Below are 19,816 nucleotides of genomic sequence, written 5' to 3' on the forward strand. Positions count from 1 at the left end.
GCAACGATGAAGGTTCGTACGAAGTGGATGAGGAGCGCCGCGTCGATCGCGCTCGCCGGAGGGCTGACCATCGCCCTCGCCGCCGGGTGCAGCAGTGGTACCGACGAGGCACCCACAGCCGAATCCACGACTGCTGCGCAGGAATCGGCATTCCCGGTCACCATCGATTCCGCACTCGGATCCGCGACGATCCCCGAGGCACCCGAGCGGATCGCCACCTGGGGTTGGTCCAACCAGGACGCCATTCTCGCCCTCGGTGTCGTGCCCGTCGCCATGCCGACCTTCGACGGCGCTCAGTACGGCGCGGACGACCGCGGCATTCTGCAGTGGGACGCGAAGGCGCTCGCCGACCTGGGCGGCGAAACACCCACGCTGCTCTCCGGTGACGGAACCGGCGCGGTCCCGGTCGAGCAGTTCGCCGCCGCCGCCCCCGATCTCATCTTCGCTCCGTACTCGGGACTGACTCAGGAGGAGTTCGACCAGCTCTCCGACATCGCGCCGGTCGTCGCCTACCCCGACGAGCAGTGGACGACGTCGTGGGAGGACCAGCTGACCATTGCGGGCAAGGCCCTGGGCAAGGAGAAGGAGGCTGCCGATCTGGTGTCCGGAGTCGAGGGTTCCATCGCCGACGCGGCTGCGAAATATCCGGCGCTGAAGGGTAAGACGGTCACCATCGCGCTGCCCAACGCTCCGGGCACGTTCGCGGTCAGCAAGGACGACGACGTGCGCGTCGAGTTCCTCGAACAGCTCGGTCTGGTCAACGAGCCCACCATCCAGGAAGCCGACCCGGTCGAGGATCCCGATGCCGTGTACTTCGAGCTCAGCCTCGAGCAGGCCTCGCTGCTGAAGTCGGATGTGTTGTTCGTCGTCGCCTACGACAAGGAATCGCTGGGTGCCTTCCTCGTCGAACCGGCCGTGGCCTCGCAGCCCGTGCTGGCACAGGGGCGCACTGCATCGACCGAGAACCTCAGTGCAGACAAGAACTTCGCGTTCGGCGGCCTGACGGTGCTCACCATTCCGTACATCCTCGACGACGTGGCATCGGCGCTGAACACCGCCGCCGAGAACGTCCAGGGCTGATCCGAGCGCAGGCCCACCCGACGCACCGCAGACGTGCATTCATCCGAGAAGGAGCGTGTTTCACCGTGGCAAGGTCCCACCGACTTCAGGTCGTCTTTCCCGAAGTCATCCGTACGGCCACCGTGATCGACACGCGGCAACTCGGTCCTGGAATGCGCAGGATCGTGTTGGGTGGGCCGCAGCTGCGTGAGTTCACGCGTGACGGATTCGAGTTCCCGGCGCTGCGCAGTGAAGGATTCGACGATTTCGTTCGCCTGTTCTTTCCCCTCGACGACATGGGCACGATGGCGCTGCCCGTCCAGCACGAGCGCGCGGTGGAGTGGCCGCGCGACCCGCGGCCGGTTACTCGCAACTACACCGTGCGCAGCGTCGATACCGACAGTGCGGAACTGACGCTCGATTTCGTCACCCACGACACCGGAATTGCATCGACGTGGGGGCGTCGCTGCTCGGTGGGTGACTCCATCCCGCTGCTCGGTCCGGTGCGGTCGGGTCATGCACCCGCCGAGGTGGATTGGGTGTTGCTCGTCGGCGACGAGACAGCGTTGCCTGCCGTTGCTCGCTATCTCGACGAGGCCGCGGCGGGGGAGCGAATCCGGGTGTTCGTCGAGGTGGCCGACGCCGAGCGAGAACTACCGCTGCCGACGGCCGCCGACGCCGAGATCACCTGGGTCCACCGCGACGGCGCAGTTGCAGGCACCGGGGATCTGCTCGAAACGGCCGTGCGCAGAGCACCCTGGTGGGACGGAACCGTGTTCGCCTGGGTCGCAGGCGAATCCACAGCGCTCAAGGGCATCAGGCGATACCTGCGGGAGGATCGCGCCCTGCCGCCCGAAATGGTCGAGGTCACCGGATACTGGCGTCGCGCAGAGGTACTCACTCGCACGGACGATCCGGAAGTTCCCGATCTGACCGCCCGCGAATCCGAGCCGTTCGACAGGCTCGCCGAACGTGCGGAGTTGTTCTCGCCCTTCGCAATCAGAGCGGCCAACACGTTGCGCATTCCGCTGCATGTCTCGCGCGGCGTACGCACCGTTGGTGAACTGGCGACGGTCACCGGCACCGACGTGCGAGCCTTGGCAAAATTCGTCCGCTATCTGCGGGCCGTCGACGTGCTCGGCGTGGACTCGGACGGCGGTGTGGTCCTCGCCGATATCGGTGAGGCCATGCTCGGTGACGACTGGATCTCGCATTGGCTGGATCTCGAGGGAATCGAGGCGCGAGTGGAACTGTCGATCACCGGCCTCGTGGAGAGCCTGCGCACCGGCGGTGCCAGCGCCAGCCTGCTCACCGGCAGGACGTTGAGTGAGGACCTCGCAGGTTCGCCGCGGCTGACCGAACTGCATCACAACCACATCGCCGACGAGGCTGCGTTCCTCGGTCCGGCCCTCGTGCAGGACTATTCGTTCGACGACGTGTCGACGTTGGCGGTGACCGGTGCGGCCTCCGGTGTGGTGCTCGGCTCGATCCTGACGGCCCACGACGCGATGTCGGCAACCGTTCTCGGATTGCCCAGCGAGCTCGACCTCGTCCGACGTGATCTGCAGACGAGGCCGGAACTTCCGGCGCGTGTGACCGAGTGCGCTCAGAGCGTCGTGTCCGAACCGCGTACGACCCCGGCCGGTGGATTCGACGCGTATCTGTTGCTCGAGGTCACCGGGCACTACCGCGACGACGATCTGGCGTTGCTGCTGGCGAGTGCCGCATCGGGCGTCTCCGAGAGCGGTAAACTGATTGTGGTGGAACGGCTGTCGGACGAGCAGTCGATCAACGAGGACCAGGCCGAGTTCGATCTGCTGATGCTGTGCATGCACGGCAGCGGAGTGCGAACCAGAGCCGAGTTCGACTCGGTGGCAGCCGCAGCGGGACTGACGGTGACCGCGTCTCGACTGGTCGGTTGGGGTATCGCCGTACTCGACCTGCGGCGTGCGTCCGAAGCCGTTGTGCGCGAGGTCTAGTTAGGTTAGCGTTGCCTACTGAAGGCGCGCGGCGATGCTCTCGGCATGTCGGTTGCGCGCGATGCGCGGTCTCGGACCGATTCACCGTCAGGAGTGCACATACACATGACCGTTGTCGAAGAAACGGTGTCGGGCACGGCCGATACCACCATCCTGCAGCGCGGGTTGCAGACGGTGGTCACGTTGGCAGAGTCCGGCTTGTTCGACGAGTACGTCGTGTACGAGGACAGAGGACGCTGGGTGTTCGCGGGTGGCGTGGTCGCTCGCATCGTTCTGCAGCCGGATGTCGTCACGACAACGTGGGGGAGCGGCGTGCCGACGGTGCGTCGGTGGTCCGGCAACCCGGCGGCGGCGTTGCGTGAGGCCTGCGACGGTCTCACTTGCGAATCCTGGAATGCGTACGGCTACGTCGGATTCGGGTTCGCAGCCCACCTGCACAACGCCGTCGCCGAGTCCGAGTCCGACGAGGTGCTCGCCCACTTGGTCGTGCCGCGAGTCGAGGTCCGATTCGGACATGACTGCGACGACATCGAGGTCACCGGGACCGAGGAGGACCGCGCCGCGGTGTTCGCCGTACTCACCGCCGCCTCCGTTGACGAGCCACCGACGGTCCACCCGCTCGATGTCGGCGGCGACCTCGACGACTATCGCGGTCGGGTGGCGCAAGCTGTTGCAGAGATTCACCGAGGTGAGTACGCTAAGGTCATTCTCTCTCGCACGGTGCGTATTCCGTTCGATCTGGACATGCCGGGTACCTACCGGGCGGGGCGAGCAGCGAACACTCCGGCTCGCTCGTTCCTTCTGCACCTCGGTGACCTACGTGCCTCGGGTTTCAGCCCGGAGCTGGTTGCGTCCGTCGACGCACGTGGTGTGGTCACCACCGAACCGTTGGCAGGCACGCGGGCCTTCGGCTTGGGTTCCGATGCCGACTCCGCAGCGAAAACCGATCTCGAGCAGGATCCCAAGGAAATCACCGAACACGCTGTGTCCGTTCGTACCTCGTTCGAGGAGCTGGAATCGATCGCACGACCCGGGTCGACCGCCGTGTCGGACTTCATGAGTGTGCGAGAGCGCGGAAGCGTCCAGCACCTCGCGTCGACCGTGCGGGCACGCCTGCGTGACGACCTGTCCTGCTGGGACGCTTTCGGGGCCCTGTTCCCGGCCGTCACGGCATCGGGCATTCCCAAACGTGAGGCCATCGAGGCGATAGGGCGGCTCGACGACCCGCCTCGCGGCCTGTACTCGGGGGCCGTCGTGAAGGCGTCGTCCACGGGGGAACTCGAAGCGGCGCTCGTGCTTCGAGCTGTGTACGAACAGCGCGGATCGGCATGGCTGCGTGCCGGTGCCGGCATCGTCGGCCAGTCGACTCCCGATCGTGAATTCGACGAAACCTGCGAGAAACTCGGCAGCGTCGCCCCGTATCTCGTCCGTAAGAAGGAGGAAGACGCCTGATGCATCGCACCATGTTGGGTGGAAAGATCCACCGCGCCACTGTCACTCACGCCGACCTGCACTACGTCGGTTCGATCACCATCGACTCCACTTTGATGCACGCCGCCGACCTGATCGAGGGCGAACAGGTTCACGTCGTCGACATCACCAACGGAGCGCGCCTGGTGACGTATGTGATCGAAGGGCACCCCGGTTCCGGTGCCATCGGAATCAACGGCGCAGCAGCGCATCTGGTGTCCCCAGGTGATCTGGTGATCATCATGTCGTTCCGACAGGTGGAAGACTCCGAGCTGTCCTCGCACACCCCGTCGGTGGTGCACGTCGATTCTGCCAACGAGATCGTCGCTCTCGGAGTCGACCCGTCCGAGCCGGTTCCGGGTGCCGTCGATCAGATGTCGGGGGCGAGCGTTCGATGACGTCGCACGAGAACTACGACATCGTCGGCGTCGGATTCGGGCCCTCCAATCTGGGACTGGCCATCGCGATCGAGGAGCACAACCGAACCTGCGCTCCCACAGAACGGTTGACGGCCTGCTTCGTCGAGTCCAAGGACGAGTTCGCCTGGCACCCCGGCATGCTGTTGCCGGGGACGACGATGCAGATCTCGTTTCTCAAGGACCTGGCGACCCAGCGCAATGCAGGCAGCGAGTACACCTTTCTGGCGTACCTGTCGGAGCACGGTCGACTCAATCACTTCATCAACCTGCAGACGTTCTTCCCCAGCAGGCTCGAGTTCCACGACTACCTGACGTGGGCTGCCGGAAAGGTCGACGCGACGGTGCACTACGGCACCCGGGCAGTGGACGTCGTCGACACCGGTGACGGTTACGGCGTCCGAACCGAGGGACGACGAACCGGGACCGTGCGGGGTCGCAACATCGTGCTCGCCGGCGGTTTGACGGCCACCCTGCCGGACGGGGTGACGGCGTCGGCGCGGCAGTTCCACAACCACGATCTCCTCGGGCACCTGGACCGCCTGCCGTCGCGGACGCATCGCACGTTCGTCGTCGTCGGTGCCGGGCAGAGCGCGGCCGAGGTGGTGGACTACCTGCACTCGTCTTACGGCGATTCCTCCGTGCACGCGGTGCTGCGCAAGTACGGGTACAGCCCGGCCGACGACAGCCCCTATGCCAATCGCATCTTCGATCCGACGGCCGTCGACGACTTCTATTCGTCGTCCCACACGCTGCGCGAGCAGCTGCTGCAGTATCACCGCGGTACCAATTACTCCGCCGTCGACCTGCCCCTGATCGAGGAGCTGTACTCGCGCGAGTACGCGGAGCGGGTCAGCGGGCAGCGCAGGCTGTTCGTGCACGGTGCATCTCGAGTGGTCGACGCCGTCGAGGAGCCGTCCGGCGTCCGGGTCGCCGTCGAGCACGGCCCGACGGGTCTGGCCGAGGACATACTGTGCGACGCTGTCGTCTATGCCACCGGCTTCACGTCCCTCGATCTACCCGAGATCCTCGGTCCGCTGTTCGACGCCGTCGAATACGACTCCCGCGGTCCTCGCGTGACGCGGGACTACCGACTCGTGACGCGCGAACCGAGTGCGGGTTCGATCTACCTGCAGGGCGGCACCGAGCACACGCACGGTCTGACCTCGTCGTTGCTGTCGAACATCGCTGTTCGCAGCGGTGAGATCGTGAAGTCCGCAGTGAGCGCGAGGGTGCGATCGGTGGTGTGAATCGGGTGAGTGCGAGCGTGGGCGACGAGCCGGAACAGCGAGATGTTCCGGCCGAAGTCGGTGGTCTCGCTCGCACCGATGCGCGTCGGGCCGCAGGGTTGTTCGTCGTCCTGGGTGTTCTGGCAGCGCTGTGCTTGGTGAGCATTTCGGTGGGCACCGAGTACATCCCGATCGGTCGGGTGTGGCACGGGCTGCTGCAGGCCGACGGATCCACCGAATCCGTGATCGTCCGCGAACTGCGGCTTCCGCGTACGGTTCTGGGTTTGCTCGTCGGACTCGCCCTCGGGGTCGCCGGTGCGCTGATTCAGGCGATGACGCGAAATCCGCTGGCCGACCCGGGGATTCTCGGCGTCAACGCCGGGGCGGCGTTCTTCGTCGCGATCGCCGTCGGCGTGTTCGGTTTCACCGGAATTGGCTCGTACATCTGGTTCGCGTTCGCCGGGGCGGTGTTCGCAACGATCGTGGTGTACGCGCTGGGGTCACTGGGGCGCGCCGGAGCCACTCCGATTCGCTTGACGCTCTCCGGAATTGCGCTCGGTGCGGTACTGGGCGGCGTCACCTCGGGCATGCTGCTGCTCGATCCGGATGCCTTCGACAGGATGAGGTTATGGGGCGCGGGGTCGTTGGCCGGTCGAGGCCTGGACATCGCGTCCGAGGTTGCCCCGTTCATCGCGCTCGGAGTCTTTCTGGCGGCCCTGATCGCTCGTCCCCTCAATGCGATATCGCTTGGCGACGATCTGGCCCGGTCACTGGGAGCGAACGTGGTTCGGACGCGAATCGTCGGCGTCGTCGCTGTGACTCTGCTCGCCGGAGCCGCGACGGCGGCGGCCGGGCCCATCGGATTCGTCGGACTGATGATCCCGCACATGGTGCGTTGGATCGTCGGACCGGACCAGCGTTGGATTCTGATCTACACGGTGTTCGCGGCACCGGGATTGCTGCTGCTCTCGGACGTGGTCGGCCGCATCGTGATCAGGCCGGGGGAGTTGCAGGTCGGTATCGTCACCGCGTTCGTCGGCGCACCGGTGCTGATCGTGCTGGTTCGCCGGAAGAAGGCGAGCGGACTGTGATCGGTGAGCAACGCGGCGGGAACATCGATTTCGGCCGAAAGTTGTGGGTCGTGCGAGTGCGGGATCGAGTGGACGGCCGCATCGGCATCCGAACGGTGGGCGTCTGCGCGGCCCTGCTTGCCGTGACGGCGGTGGTCTCCATCGTCGCCGTCGGGACCGGCGACCTCTACATTCCGCCGAACGAGGTGCTCGCCGCAGTGTTCGGCGATGCTCCACGCCTGACCGAGATCGTGGTGATGGAGTGGCGGTTTCCCCGAGTGGCACTGGCCTTCCTGTTCGGTGCCGCCCTCGGTGTATCGGGCGCGGTCTTTCAATCCTTGACGCGAAATCCGTTGGGCAGCCCGGACATCATCGGGTTCGGTACCGGTTCCTACACCGGCGCGCTCGTCGTCATCCTCACTCTCGGTGGTGGCTACTACCGGACCGGAGCAGGCGCGCTCGTCGGCGGACTCGCAACGGCCGTCGTGGTCTACCTGCTCGCGTACCGGCGCGGGGTGCAGGGCTTTCGGTTGATCATCGTCGGGATCGCGGTCAGCGCCGTGCTGGCCTCCGTCAACACCTGGCTGGTGATCAGGGCCGATCTGGACGACGCCATCGCGGCCGCCGTGTGGGGTGCGGGCACCCTGAACGGGCTGGGGTGGTCGCAGGTGGGGCCTGTACTGGCAGTGTCGGTCGTCATCGCGTCGTGCTCGGCGGTGCTCTCGCGTCGGCTGCCGATGTTGGAGATGGGGGACGACGCGGCGAGGGCGCTCGGCGTGCGCGCCGAGCCGACCCGTCTGATGCTGGTGTTTCTGGGTGTCGCGTTGATCGCGATGGTCACCGCGGCCGCGGGACCCATCTCCTTCATCGCGCTCGCTGCGCCGCAGTTGGCTCGCCGCCTCACCGGCACATCGTCGGTGGCGCTGATGCCTGCCGCGTGCATGGGAGCGCTGCTGCTGGTCGTGAGCGACGTTGTCGCGCAGCGCGTGTTCGCTCCCACCCAGCTGCCGGTGGGTGTGGTGACCGTATCGGTCGGCGGCGCATACTTCGTGTGGTTGTTGGCGCGAGAAGGCAGGAAGCAGTGACGAAGCCTCGATTGCACACCGACGAGATCACGGTCGGATACGACAGCAGCGTCATCAGCGAGAACCTGACCGTCGAGATTCCCGACGGCAAGTTCACCGTCGTCGTGGGACCGAATGCCTGTGGTAAGTCGACTCTGCTGCGGGCGCTCTCGCGGCTGCTGAAGCCGACGCACGGAACCGTTCTGCTGGATGGGAAGGCGATCTCGTCGTATCCCGCGAAAGAAGTTGCCCGACGCCTCGGCCTGCTTCCGCAGACCTCCATCGCGCCCGACGGGATCTCGGTGGCCGATCTCGTTGCGCGGGGCCGTTATCCGCATCAGAAGTTGATCCGGCAGTGGTCGGCGGTGGACGAGGCTGCGGTGATCGAGGCCATGAACGCAACGGCAGTGACATCGCTGTCGGCTCGTCCGGTGGACGAACTGTCCGGCGGACAGCAGCAACGCGTCTGGGTGGCAATGGTTCTGGCGCAGCAGACACCGCTGCTGCTGTTGGACGAACCGACCACCTTTCTCGACATCGCCCACCAGATCGAACTGCTCGACCTGTTGGCCACTCTGAACCGCGAGAACGGCCGCACTCTCGTCGCCGTGCTGCACGACCTCAACCACGCCTGCCGGTACGCCGACCACATCATCGCGATGAAGGACGGCGCAGTGGTCACCGAGGGCGCGCCCGCCGACGTCGTCACCGCCGAGCTGGTCGAGGCGGTCTTCGGGCTGCCGTGCCGCATCATCGACGATCCGGAATCGCACACTCCGCTGGTGATCCCCAAGGTGGTCGGTCGCAGGCTAGGCAAGGCTTAGTTTAAAGTTGAGGGAGAACGGCCCCGAGTCGGCCCTGAGGGTTTCTCGCAGGAGTGACGTCGAGATATGTATCGAGGACGAAGATGAGTGAACAACCGCGTGGCTTCCACTACGCCGACGTCGTTGCGGTGGAACGACTCACGGTGCACATGGTGCGTGTGACCTTCGGCGGCGAGCACGTCGCCGGCTACCGCACGCTCGGGGTGCCCGACGAATGCGTCGGAGTCTATTTCCCCAGGGCAGGCGAGGTGATCCCGCCGCCGATGACCGAGGTCGACGGTCTCTGGTGGTTCCACGGTCTCGACGACGCTCCCGAAGGTCGCAACTACACCATTCGCCGCCTCGACGAGGAGCGCGGTGAGCTGACCATCGACTTCTTCGCACACGAGGGCGGTGTCGCATCGACCTGGGCCCAGCAGGCCGCCCCGGGGCAGACGGTGCTGTTCACCCGCCCGCGCTCCTGGTACTCACCGCCCGCCGACGTCGAATGGCTGCTGTTGGTCGCGGACATGACCGGGTTGCCCGCACTCGGTCGTCTCGTCGAGCAGTTGCCCGCCGGAACGCGTGCGCACGCGATCGTCGAGGTGCTCGAGCGCGGCGACATCCAATCCTTCGAGACCCCCGCCGACGTGACGTTCGATTGGCGTATCGGATCCGGAAACGGCGACAGCGCAAGCGTTCTCGACGACGCGGTGTTGGCGTACCCATTGCCCGAGGGGCGTGGCTACGTGTGGTTCGCCGGCGAGGCGTCGTCCTCGCGTCGGGTGCGCAAGCACTTCCGCAAGGAATTGGGCTACGACATCGCGTATTTCGACATCATCGGATACTGGCGCGCCGACTCCGAGAAGTGGCTCGAGAAGTACAAGCAATACCAGGAGGAGGCGCTGGCGGTGTACAACGGCGTCATCGAATCCGGCCGCTCGGAGCAGGAAGCCAGCGAGGCCTTCGATGCGCTGCTGGAACGTGTCGGACTGTAGGTGAGCAGAACTTCGTAGCAGGGGTCGAATTACCGCTCACGTGGGGCTGCGTCGAACTCGTAATCCGGCAGCTCTAGCGTCGCCGCGTCGGGACCGAGGAACTTGCTGGTCACGGCCTGTACAGGCTTGGATCCGGCCAGGCGAAGTACGGTGCGGAATGCAGCGACTCCTGCCGAGGTCTTCGGATGCGCGACGCGAGGCACGCCGGGTGGGAGTTTCTGCGCCTGCTCGACGAACGGACGCATACGCGCCTCGAAGGCCTCGAATCCGGCGCGATGATCATTCGCCCGCGCGAGCTCGCCCGCGAGCACGTACGCGCCGGTGACCGACAACGTTGTTCCCATGCCGCTCAACGGCGTTGCGCACCAGGCGGCATCGCCGAGCATGCCGATTCTGCCGTCGGACCAGCGCGGGGCCTTCACCTGCGCCAGGTAGTCGACGTACAGTTCCGAGTCCGGTCCCAGCGAGTCCAGGATCCGGGGCACTTCCCAACCGACATCGGCGAATGTCGAACGCAGGGCGGCGATGACGCGTTCGGTGGACGCCCCCTCGTAGCCGCTGTCGTCGGACACCCAGGACAGGCTGAATCGCGTCGTGCCGAGGTTGTCCGGTCGTAGATTCGCCACGCGAGATCCGGGGGCGTTGTACCAGCGCCACCAGCCGTCGTCGCTCGGTCCCTTCGGCAGTACGCCGTAGGCGGTGTACAGGCCGACGGGTGTGGTCTCGGCCTCCCCGGAGAACACCAGTTCCCTGCTGCTGGAACGTATTCCGTCGGCGAAGAGAACGAGGTCGAACCTTTCCGCTGCGCCCGTTGCGAATGTCACATCGACTCCGTCGGCATCCTGGACCACGCCGACGACGCGATCGCCGTAGCGATACTCGGTCCGTGGTCCGGCGGACTCGACGAGGATCCGTGCGAACTCGCCGCGCAGAATCTCCAACTCCGCCGTCGGCCCGTCATGGGTTCCGTCGCCGGCCGGGAAGGCCGCGATGGTGGCGTCGGCGTCGTCGACGAATCGGGTGCCCTTCTCGGTGGTGCCGTTCGCGAGGAGGGTCGCGTCCAGGCCCATGCGCTGCAGCACCTTGCGGCCGGAGCCGCGAACGTCGATGTTCTGGCCGCCGAGTCGCAGTTGCGGTGAGCGTTCGAGGACGGTGACCTCGAAGCCGGCTCGGTCCAGCCAGAACGCCACGGTGGGACCGGCGATGCTGGCACCGGTGACGAGAACACGAGAAGTCATGGGGCGCGCATGCCCGGGCGGCCGGTCGTTCAATCCCGGAGGGAAAGTAGCTGAGCCTCACCTTTGTGGTGTACTTTCATCGAATTGTCTTCAATGTCCCGTTTTCGTCAGGAGAACCGTGTTCACCGTTCGCCGTCTGGCGCTGCTCTCGATCAGCGCAACCCTCGCCCTCGGTCTCATCGCATGCAGCTCGGACGGCTCGTCCGACGACGGCACGTCCACCTCCGAGTCCGCCTCCGCTGAGTCTGCCCTCGTGGTCTACTCCGGCCGCGGTGAAGAGCTCGTCGACCCCCTGATCGAGCGCATCGGCGGCGGTATCGAGGTCGATTACTCCGGCAACACCAACGCCCAGGCCGCAAAGATCCTCGAAGAGGGCGACGCGACCCCGGCGGACGTCTTCTACGGACAGGACGCAGGAGCACTCGGTGCCCTCGACGAGGCGGGCGCTCTCGCACCGCTGCCCGAGGACATCCTCTCCCTGGTCCCCGAGCAGTACCGCGGTGCCGACGGCACCTGGGTCGCCACCTCCGCGCGGGCTCGTGTGCTGGCCTACAACTCCGATTCGGTGCAGGCAGCCGACCTGCCCACCGGCATCGACGGACTGCTCGACCCACGCTGGCGCGGACAAATCGGCTACGCACCGACCAACGCCTCGTTCCAGGCCTTCGTCACCGCCCTGCGCGTGCAGCGCGGCGAGGACGGTGCCCGCACCTGGCTCGAGGGATTCGTCGCCAACGAGCCCGTCGCCTTCGAGGGCAACGGCCCGCTGTTGACCGCCGTCAACGACGGACAGGTGGCCACCGGCCTGCTCAACCACTACTACTGGTACCCCTTCAAGGACGAGAACGGCGACGACGCCCCGGTCGAGCTGCACTACTTCGAGCCCGGCGACCCCGGCGCACTGATCAACGTCGCCGGTGCGGGTGTGCTGGCTGCTTCGGACAACCAGGAAGCGGCCTTCGATTTCGTGCGCGAGTTGCTCTCGACCGAATCGCAGACCTACTTCGCGAACGAGACCGCCGAATATCCCGTCATCGACGGAGTCACCTCCGACTACGACCTGCCGCCGCTGTCGGAGCTGGGCTCGACCGATCTCGATCTGGGTCGCCTCTCGTCTCTCGAGGCCACCCAGACCCTGCTGACCGACGTCGGAATCATCTAGGCAATCCTCGGTTCCGGGCTCGTGTCTGCACTCCAGCCGCTTCGGCGGCACCACTTCGGCGGTCGTCCCGTTCTCGGGACGGCCGCGTTGTGCGTGGGAGCGCTGACGCTGACACCGCTGGTGTATCTGTTCGTCCGAGCGTTCGACGGCGGCACCGAGAAGGTCCTGGGGCTGCTGTTGCGGCAACGCACACTCGACCTCGCCATCCGCACGGCAACACTGACGCTCACCGTGCTCGTTGCATCGGTCGTGGTCGGGACGCTGCTGGCGTGGTTGACCGTACGGACCGATCTACCGGGGCGACGCTTCTTCGCGATGGTCCTCGCCGCCCCGCTGGCCATCCCGTCGTACGTGTCCGGATATCTGTGGATCGCCGAGTTCCCCTCGTTGGCAGGCTTTTCCGGTGCAGCCCTGGTCCTCACGCTGTCCTGTTTCCCGCTGGTGATGCTGCCGGTGTCCGCGGCCTTCGCCACTGCGGACCCGTCGTTGGCCGAGGTCTCGCGCACCCTCGGTCGAGGCGCTGTGCGCACGGCGCTGACCGTCGAGTGCCGTCGCGTCGTTCCGGCCGCGGCGGCGGGTGCGCTGCTGGTCGCGCTGTACACCATCAGTGATTTCGGGGCGGTGGCTCTGATGCGATACGACGCCTTCACGCTCGGCATCTACAGTGCGTACCGCGGGGGACTCGATCGCACCGCGGCCGCGGTTCTCGGACTGGTCCTCGTGGTGGGCGCGTTGGTGCTCACCCTCCTCGAACGGCGTGCCCGACGCGGTGCCACGGCGAGGGTGGGATCGGGAACCGACCGGATGGCCGAGCCTGTGGTTCTGGGCCGGTGGCGCGTGCCTGCTCTGGCCGTTGTCGTTGCAGCCCTATGTGTTTCGGTGCTGGTACCGATTCTGGCCCTGGCGCGGTGGCTGAGCCGATCGTTGCGCTTCACCGTCGACTGGGTGGACGTGCTGGCCGTCACGGCCAAGACCGTCCAGTACTCCGCGACCGCCGCGGTGGTGGTGGCCGTGCTCGCGTTGCCGGTCGCGCTGTTCGCGGCCCGATCCACGTCGAGGGCCGCCCGCGGTGCCGAATTGTCCACCTACATCGCGCACGGACTACCGGGTATCACCGTCGGGCTCGCCACGGTCTTTCTCGGAATCAGGTTCCTGCCGTCGTTCTACCAGACGGCGGTGCTGCTGGTGCTGGCATACGTGGTGTTGTTCCTGCCGTTGGCCGTCGGCAGTACGAGAGCGGTCGTCGACGCCACTCCCGTTGTCCTCGAGGATGTCTCACGGACCCTGGGCGCGGGCCGGCTGCACACCGACCTTCGAGTGACGATTCCGATCGCGGCTCCCGGCATCGCCGCCGGGGCCGCTCTGGTGTTCCTGACCGTCGCCAAGGAGCTACCGGCGACGCTGATGCTGCGCCCTCGGGGAGTCGACACGCTCGCGACCACGCTGTGGTCCACCACCGAGGCGTTCCGATACGGCGAGGCGGCTCCCTACGCCCTGGCCCTGATCCTGATCTCGGTGGTCCCGACCGTCGTACTGACACGGGCGCTGGGGCGCACGACGCGGAAGCGAGTAGCACTGCCATGAGCATGGTGATTTCCGGACTCGTTGCCTCGTACGGCAGTACGGCCGTGCTGCACGGGATCGACCTCGACCTCGGCGACGGCGAGATGCTTGCCGTTCTCGGCCCCTCCGGCTGCGGCAAGACGACGCTGTTGCGATCCATTGCGGGACTGCACCGCATCGACGCGGGCCGGATCACCTCGGACGGCCGGGACATCTCGGTGGCGGGGCAGATTCAGGTGCCACCGGAGAAGCGGGGAATAGGCCTGATGCCGCAGGAAGGTGGACTCTTCCCACACCTGACGGTACGAAGAAACATCGAATTCGGTTTGCGTGCAGGGTTTCTGCGACCCCATCTGTCCGGTCGCGCAGAGCGCACGCGGCGGGTCGGCGAGATGCTCGAGCTCGTCGGACTGCCCGACGCCGGTGGGGTCAGACCCAGCGAGCTCTCGGGCGGCCAACAGCAGCGCATCGCGTTGGCGCGGGCGCTCGCGCCTGCTCCGTCGGTGGTGCTGATGGACGAGCCGTTCGCCGCCCTCGACGCGGGGCTGCGTACCTCGATCAGGCAGGACGTGCGAGAGTTGTTGCAGTCCAGCAAGACTGCGTCGATCCTGGTCACTCACGACCGCGCCGAGGCACTCGGAACTGCCGATCGGGTCGCCGTGCTGCTGGGTGGTCGCTGCGCCCAGATCGACACCCCGCGTGAGGTGTACGAGCGACCCGCCACACCCGCGATCGCGCGCTTCGTGGGCGACGCCTACTTCGTCGACGCTGCGTCCCACGGCGGCCACGTCGACACCGTCCTGGGGCGTCTCGAAACCACAACCCGAGAGACGGGAAACGGACAGGCGTTGCTTCGGCCCGAGCAGCTGCTGGTCTCGGAGTTCGACGACGGCGCGTTCGTCGTCGAACACGAGCTCTTCACCGGCCCCGAATCCTCGGTCACCCTGCGGCACAGCGCCACCGGGCTGCGGCTTCGAGCCATCGCCCGGACCGGCGACCGACTCGCCCCCGGCACCGCCGTCGACGTCACGGTGACATCGCCGGTGCACTGGTTCGCGGGTTCGGCGGACTAGTTTTCGCAGACGCACCGGCACGACCGGCCGTGCCCGGCACGATCACGCGCCGGACCGACGAAACGAGGGCCATGCCGACAAGCAACCGAAAGGAACGCTATCGGCTCGGTTCCGCTCCACGCTTGGGCATGAACAGTGCCGCGACGGCCATCACCGCTGCCGCCGCCAGGACACCGAGAAAGACCGGATGTATGGCGTCGGACAGTTGTTCGGGGCTCGGGTCGGCGGAGATCCGTGAGTTGACGATGGCACCGAACACCGCGACTCCGACTGCGCTGCCGATGGAGCGGGCGAACATGTTGGTCGAGGTGGCGACGCCGCGCTCGGACCATTCGACGCTCGACTGAGCGGCGATGAGAGTGGGGCTGGCGATCAGACCCATACCGAGGCCGATGACGAAGCACACCGCGCCCACCTGCCACACCTGTGAACCGGCACCGAGGCCGGTGGCGAATGCCGCTCCGACGACCGCGATGGAGGCACCGATGAGCGCCGTGGTGCGGAAGCCGAACCGCAGGTACACCCGCCCGGAGAGCGATGCCGCGATGGGCCAGCCGAGTGTGAGGGTGGACAGGGCGAAGCCGGCGACGATCGCCCCGGTGCCGAGCACGCCCTGCACGAACGTCGGAACGTAGGACGTCAGGCCGAGAATCAATGCCCCGACGAGCAGCGAGATGGAACTGCTGACCACCAGCACCCGACGGGTGAACACCCACAGCGGCAGGATCGGCTCCTCGACTTTGGTCTGCACCACCGCGAACGCGGCCAGCAAGGAGAATCCGGCGACGAAGATGGCGATGCTGACGGGGGAGTTCCAGGCCCAGGACTGTCCGCCCTCGAGCAGCCCGAGCAGCACCATCGCTGCGCCCACCGTCAGCAGGCCTGCACCGAGGTAGTCGATCTTGGGCTTGGTGCGTTCCACGGCTCCCTCGTCGAACTTGCGCCACAGCATCACCGCGGCCAGCGCGCACAGCGGAATGTTGACGAAGAAGATCCAACGCCACGTCAGGAACTCGGAGAAGATACCGCCGAGCGCCGGGCCGAGTACCGAGGACATCGCCCAAACGCTGGCGAGGTAGCCCTGCACCTTGGCGCGCTCGGCCAGGGTGTAGATGTCGCCGGCGATGGTGATGGCCATCGGCTGCACGGCACCCGCGCCGAGACCCTGGACAGCACGGAAAGCGATCAGGGCGGGCATGCTCCAGGCCAGGCCACACAGGACGGAGCCGAGCAGAAACACCGCGATGCCGAACAGCATGATCTTCTTGCGGCCGAACAGGTCGGCCAGTTTGCCGTACAGCGGCACCGATACCGCCTGCGCCAGAAGATAGATGGAGAACAGCCACGGAAACTGAGTGAACCCGCCCAGGTCGTCGACGATGGACAGCACCGCCGTGGCGATGATGGTCGAGTCGAGAGCGACCAGAGACGTGCTGAGCATCAGCGCAACCAGTATCGGTCCTCGTTCGGAGCGGAATCCGACATCCGATGTCGTGTTGTTCGTTGCCACAGCTACCAGTCTGATGCCTGCCGGCACCCCCGCGGCCACCGGCCCAGATAGTGTTGAACACCGTGCGACCATCACTGAGTAGCTACGAGCATCTGGCCGGCGGCAAGGTCCGCGATCTGTACACGATCGACGACGCGCATCTGTTGCTCGTCGCGAGCGACCGAATCTCGGCCTACGACCACATCCTCGACACCCCGATCCCGGACAAGGGACGCGTGCTGACGGCGATGAGCGTGTTCTTCTTCGAGGAGCTCGGCGGCGTCAACCACCTGGCCGGCGATCCGCTCGACGAACGCATTCCCGCCGAACTGCTCGGCCGTGCCCTCGTGGTGAAGAAGCTGAACATGGTGCCGATCGAATGCGTCGCGCGTGGGTACCTCACCGGATCCGGGTTGGCGGACTACAACGCGACCGGAGCCGTGTGCGGCGTGCAGCTTCCCCCCGGGCTCGTGGAATCCAGCAAACTCGACCAGGCGATCTTCACGCCCGCGTCGAAGGCCGAGATCGGCGACCACGACGAGAACATCACCTTCGACCAGGCCGTCGAGCAGGTCGGTGCCGAACTCGCGTTCAAGCTGCGTGAGGACACCATCGAGATCTACACGCGCGCAGCCAACTTCGCTCTGGAACGCGGAATCATTCTGGCCGACACCAAGTTCGAGTTCGGTACCGACGCCGACGGCAACCTGGTCCTCGCCGACGAGGTTCTCACCCCTGATTCCTCACGCTACTGGCCTGCCGATTCGTACCAGGAAGGCCGCGTCCAGCCCAGCTTCGACAAGCAGTTCGTCCGCGACTGGTTGACGGGCGAATCCGGCTGGGATCGCAGCTCCGACACTCCACCGCCACCGTTGCCGGACGACATCGTCGCCGCAACCCGCAGCCGCTACATCGAGGCCTACGAGCGCATCTCGGGTCTGAACTTCGACGATTGGGTCACGCCATGACGATCACCCCTCCCGTTGCCAAGAAGGTGCCGCACGAGCGCACCCATCACGGGGACACGTTCATCGACAACTACGAGTGGTTGCGTGCCAAGGACGATCCCGAGGTGATCGCCCACCTCGAAGCCGAGAACGCCTACACCGAGCAGCAGACGGCCGGCCTCGGGTCACTGCGAGGAAAGATCTTCGACGAGATCAAGTCGCGAACCCAGGAGACCGACCTGTCCGTGCCCACGCGCATGGGGCAGTGGTGGTACTACTCGCGCACCGTCGAGGGACAGTCCTACGGACTCCAATGCCGTTGTCCCGTCGACTCTCCCGACGACTGGACACCGCCCACCCTGTCGTCCGACGTGGACGTCCCCGGTGAGCAGATCCTGCTCGATGCCAACGAAGAGGCGAAGGGACACGACTTCTTCTCCCTCGGCGCGTTCTCGATCAGCCTCGACGGCAACCTGCTGGCCTATTCCACCGACACCGAGGGCGACGAGCGCTACACACTGCGTTTCAAGAACCTCGAGACCGGCGAGCTGCTCGCCGACACCATCGAGAACGTCGCGCCCGGGGCCACCTGGACGGCCGACGCGACCCACGTGTTCTACCTGACGGTCGACGAATCCTGGCGTCCCGATACCGTCTGGCGGCACACCCTCGGCAAGTCCGAGGACGTCGAGGTCTTCCACGAGCCCGATGAAAGTTACTGGGTCGGATTCGGTTCCACCCGCAGCGAGAAGTACCTGATGATCTGGGTCGGCTCGAAGATCACCTCCGAGTGCCTGGTGCTGGAATCCACCGATCCCGAGGGCGAGTTCCGCGTCGTACTGCCCCGCACGGACGGCGTCGAATACAGCATCGAGCACGCCGTCGTGGCCGGTGAGGATCGATTCCTCATCACCCACAACGGCTCGGTGAACGGTTGGGGCACCGAGGGGGAGAAGGCCGAGAACTTCCTGCTCGCCGAGGCTCCGGTCTCTGACCCACTCGATCAGCGCACGCTGGTTCCGCATCGCGACGACGTCCGCGTCGAGGACATCGATGCGTTCGCCGGCCACCTGATCTTCACGTACCGACGAGAAGCCCTGACCCGCATGGCGATCTGGCCGCTGACCGACGAGGGGTACGGAGAGTACCGCGAGCTCGAATTCGACGAGGAGCTCTACTCCGTCGGCGCAGGTTCGAACCCGGAATGGGATCAGCCGCTGCTGCGGATGGTGTACACCTCGTTCATCACCCCCGGCCAGGTCTACGACCTCGACATCGCCAGTGGCGAACTGCTGCTCCGCAAATCACAGCCGGTCCTGGGCGAGTTCGACGCCGGTGACTACGTGCAGCACCGTGAATGGGCCACCGCTCCGGACGGAACTCAGGTCCCGCTGTCCGTCATCGCGCGCAAGGACGTGCCCGACGGCCCCGCGCCGACGCTCCTCTACGGCTACGGATCGTACGAGGCGTCGATGGACCCGTCCTTCTCGGTCGCCCGGTTGTCGTTGCTCGACCGCGGCATCGTGTTCGTCGTCGCACACGTACGCGGCGGCGGCGAGATGGGTCGGCACTGGTACGACAACGGCACGACGTTGAAGAAGAAGAACACCTTCACCGACTTCATCGCTGCCGCACAGCATCTCATCGACACCGGGCGCACCTCACCGAAGCATCTGGTCGCCGACGGCGGCAGCGCAGGCGGACTGCTCATGGGAGCGGTGGCGAACATGGCACCGGAGTTGTTCAACGGCATCCTCGCCAACGTTCCGTTCGTCGATCCGCTCACCTCCATCCTCGACCCGTCGCTCCCGCTGACGGTCATCGAATGGGACGAGTGGGGAAACCCGTTGGCCGACAAGGAGGTGTACGAGTACATGAAGTCGTACAGCCCCTACGAGAACGTCGAGGCCAAGGACTACCCGTCGATCCTGGCGATCACGTCCATCAACGACACTCGCGTCCTCTACGTCGAACCCGCCAAATGGGTTGCGGCTCTGCGTGCGACGAAGACCGGTGACTCGGACCTTCTGCTCAAGACCGAAATGAGCGCCGGACACGGCGGCGTCAGCGGACGCTACGAGAAATGGAAGGAAGCGGCTTTCGAGTACGCGTGGATTGTGAGCGCCTCCGGCGCACGTGCATAGAAATTCGTAGCCTGCTACGTGTTGAGTCCGGAGACATATGAGACACGAGATGTCCAGGGACATGTGACACACGGGCTGTGGTGATACTGCGGGGCACTGTGACCGGCTATGG

Annotated in this window: 16 protein-coding genes; 14 read left to right on the forward strand and 2 right to left on the reverse strand. The window is 66.0% G+C overall.

The window, feature by feature from the left end:
• The first annotated feature begins 6 nt into the window (after nucleotides 1-6).
• The 9 genes from CH274_RS00910 (at nucleotide 7) to CH274_RS00950 (ending at nucleotide 10,088) form a co-directional block, all read left to right on the forward strand.
• Nucleotides 7-1,080: an ABC transporter substrate-binding protein gene (locus CH274_RS00910; RefSeq protein ID WP_032395940.1), complete on the forward strand. Its 1,074-nt coding sequence runs from the start codon at nucleotides 7-9 to the stop codon at nucleotides 1,078-1,080.
• 65 nt (nucleotides 1,081-1,145) lie between these two features.
• Complete coding sequence (locus CH274_RS00915; RefSeq protein WP_143546509.1) at nucleotides 1,146-3,038, forward strand: siderophore-interacting protein; 1,893 nt, start codon at nucleotides 1,146-1,148, stop codon at nucleotides 3,036-3,038.
• A gap of 105 nt (nucleotides 3,039-3,143) precedes the next feature.
• Complete coding sequence (locus CH274_RS00920; protein ID WP_094656542.1) at nucleotides 3,144-4,490, forward strand: salicylate synthase; 1,347 nt, start codon at nucleotides 3,144-3,146, stop codon at nucleotides 4,488-4,490.
• Nucleotides 4,490-4,906, forward strand: coding sequence for an aspartate 1-decarboxylase (panD, locus tag CH274_RS00925; RefSeq protein ID WP_094656543.1), 417 nt, complete (start codon nucleotides 4,490-4,492; stop codon nucleotides 4,904-4,906). The genes CH274_RS00920 and panD overlap by 1 nt, the downstream gene beginning before the upstream one ends.
• Nucleotides 4,903-6,174 carry a lysine N(6)-hydroxylase/L-ornithine N(5)-oxygenase family protein gene (locus CH274_RS00930; RefSeq protein WP_045196691.1) on the forward strand — a complete coding sequence of 424 codons (1,272 nt, stop codon included), beginning with the start codon at nucleotides 4,903-4,905 and terminating at the stop codon, nucleotides 6,172-6,174. The genes panD and CH274_RS00930 overlap by 4 nt, the downstream gene beginning before the upstream one ends.
• Before the next feature lie 5 nt (nucleotides 6,175-6,179).
• Nucleotides 6,180-7,244 carry an iron chelate uptake ABC transporter family permease subunit gene (locus CH274_RS00935; protein ID WP_094656552.1) on the forward strand — a complete coding sequence of 355 codons (1,065 nt, stop codon included), beginning with the start codon at nucleotides 6,180-6,182 and terminating at the stop codon, nucleotides 7,242-7,244.
• The gene (locus CH274_RS00940; protein WP_094656553.1) at nucleotides 7,244-8,308 is read left to right on the forward strand and encodes a FecCD family ABC transporter permease; all 1,065 of its coding nucleotides are present in this window, start codon (nucleotides 7,244-7,246) and stop codon (nucleotides 8,306-8,308) included. The genes CH274_RS00935 and CH274_RS00940 overlap by 1 nt, the downstream gene beginning before the upstream one ends.
• Nucleotides 8,305-9,111: an ABC transporter ATP-binding protein gene (locus tag CH274_RS00945; protein ID WP_094656544.1), complete on the forward strand. Its 807-nt coding sequence runs from the start codon at nucleotides 8,305-8,307 to the stop codon at nucleotides 9,109-9,111. Before CH274_RS00940 ends, CH274_RS00945 begins: the two co-directional genes overlap by 4 nt.
• 83 nt (nucleotides 9,112-9,194) lie before the next feature.
• Complete coding sequence (locus CH274_RS00950) at nucleotides 9,195-10,088, forward strand: siderophore-interacting protein (protein ID WP_094645736.1); 894 nt, start codon at nucleotides 9,195-9,197, stop codon at nucleotides 10,086-10,088.
• 29 nt (nucleotides 10,089-10,117) lie between these two features.
• Here CH274_RS00950 and CH274_RS00955 read toward each other — a convergent pair whose 3' ends face one another.
• Nucleotides 10,118-11,326 (reverse strand): FAD-dependent monooxygenase, encoded by a 1,209-nt coding sequence (locus CH274_RS00955; RefSeq protein WP_094645735.1) that lies wholly within the window; start codon nucleotides 11,324-11,326, stop codon nucleotides 10,118-10,120.
• 118 nt (nucleotides 11,327-11,444) lie between these two features.
• On the opposite strand from CH274_RS00955, the gene CH274_RS00960 reads away from it, so the two are divergent.
• From CH274_RS00960 to CH274_RS00970, 3 genes are read left to right on the forward strand one after another with little or no spacing between them, the layout of a single operon-like run.
• On the forward strand, nucleotides 11,445-12,488 hold the full coding sequence (locus CH274_RS00960; protein ID WP_094645734.1) for an iron ABC transporter substrate-binding protein: 1,044 nt from the start codon (nucleotides 11,445-11,447) through the stop codon (nucleotides 12,486-12,488).
• 21 nt (nucleotides 12,489-12,509) lie between these two features.
• Nucleotides 12,510-14,072, forward strand: a complete 1,563-nt coding sequence (locus CH274_RS00965; protein ID WP_256993447.1) for an ABC transporter permease — start codon at nucleotides 12,510-12,512, stop codon at nucleotides 14,070-14,072.
• On the forward strand, nucleotides 14,069-15,124 hold the full coding sequence (locus CH274_RS00970; protein ID WP_094656545.1) for an ABC transporter ATP-binding protein: 1,056 nt from the start codon (nucleotides 14,069-14,071) through the stop codon (nucleotides 15,122-15,124). Before CH274_RS00965 ends, CH274_RS00970 begins: the two co-directional genes overlap by 4 nt.
• A gap of 97 nt (nucleotides 15,125-15,221) precedes the next feature.
• On the opposite strand, the gene CH274_RS00975 is transcribed toward CH274_RS00970, so the two are convergent.
• Nucleotides 15,222-16,634: an MDR family MFS transporter gene (locus tag CH274_RS00975; protein WP_094656555.1), complete on the reverse strand. Its 1,413-nt coding sequence runs from the start codon at nucleotides 16,632-16,634 to the stop codon at nucleotides 15,222-15,224.
• A gap of 62 nt (nucleotides 16,635-16,696) precedes the next feature.
• Here CH274_RS00975 and CH274_RS00980 point away from each other — a divergent pair, with 62 nt between their 5' ends.
• The gene (locus CH274_RS00980) at nucleotides 16,697-17,581 is read left to right on the forward strand and encodes a phosphoribosylaminoimidazolesuccinocarboxamide synthase (protein WP_045200314.1); all 885 of its coding nucleotides are present in this window, start codon (nucleotides 16,697-16,699) and stop codon (nucleotides 17,579-17,581) included.
• Nucleotides 17,578-19,704: a S9 family peptidase gene (locus CH274_RS00985; RefSeq protein WP_094656546.1), complete on the forward strand. Its 2,127-nt coding sequence runs from the start codon at nucleotides 17,578-17,580 to the stop codon at nucleotides 19,702-19,704. Before CH274_RS00980 ends, CH274_RS00985 begins: the two co-directional genes overlap by 4 nt.
• The last annotated feature ends 112 nt before the right edge of the window (nucleotides 19,705-19,816 follow it).

Origin of the sequence: Rhodococcus sp. 06-418-5 (assembly GCF_002258285.1) — a bacterium.
GTDB lineage: Bacteria > Actinomycetota > Actinomycetes > Mycobacteriales > Mycobacteriaceae > Rhodococcoides.

Coding starts and splice junctions, on each gene's coding strand:
- CH274_RS00950 (WP_094645736.1), top strand. CDS start 9,195: ATGAGTGAACAACCGCGTGGCTTCCACTACGCCGACGTCGTTGCGGTG.
- panD (WP_094656543.1), top strand. CDS start 4,490: ATGCATCGCACCATGTTGGGTGGAAAGATCCACCGCGCCACTGTCACT.
- CH274_RS00955 (WP_094645735.1), bottom strand. CDS start 11,326: ATGACTTCTCGTGTTCTCGTCACCGGTGCCAGCATCGCCGGTCCCACC.
- CH274_RS00930 (WP_045196691.1), top strand. CDS start 4,903: ATGACGTCGCACGAGAACTACGACATCGTCGGCGTCGGATTCGGGCCC.
- CH274_RS00985 (WP_094656546.1), top strand. CDS start 17,578: ATGACGATCACCCCTCCCGTTGCCAAGAAGGTGCCGCACGAGCGCACC.
- CH274_RS00910 (WP_032395940.1), top strand. CDS start 7: ATGAAGGTTCGTACGAAGTGGATGAGGAGCGCCGCGTCGATCGCGCTC.
- CH274_RS00920 (WP_094656542.1), top strand. CDS start 3,144: ATGACCGTTGTCGAAGAAACGGTGTCGGGCACGGCCGATACCACCATC.
- CH274_RS00970 (WP_094656545.1), top strand. CDS start 14,069: ATGAGCATGGTGATTTCCGGACTCGTTGCCTCGTACGGCAGTACGGCC.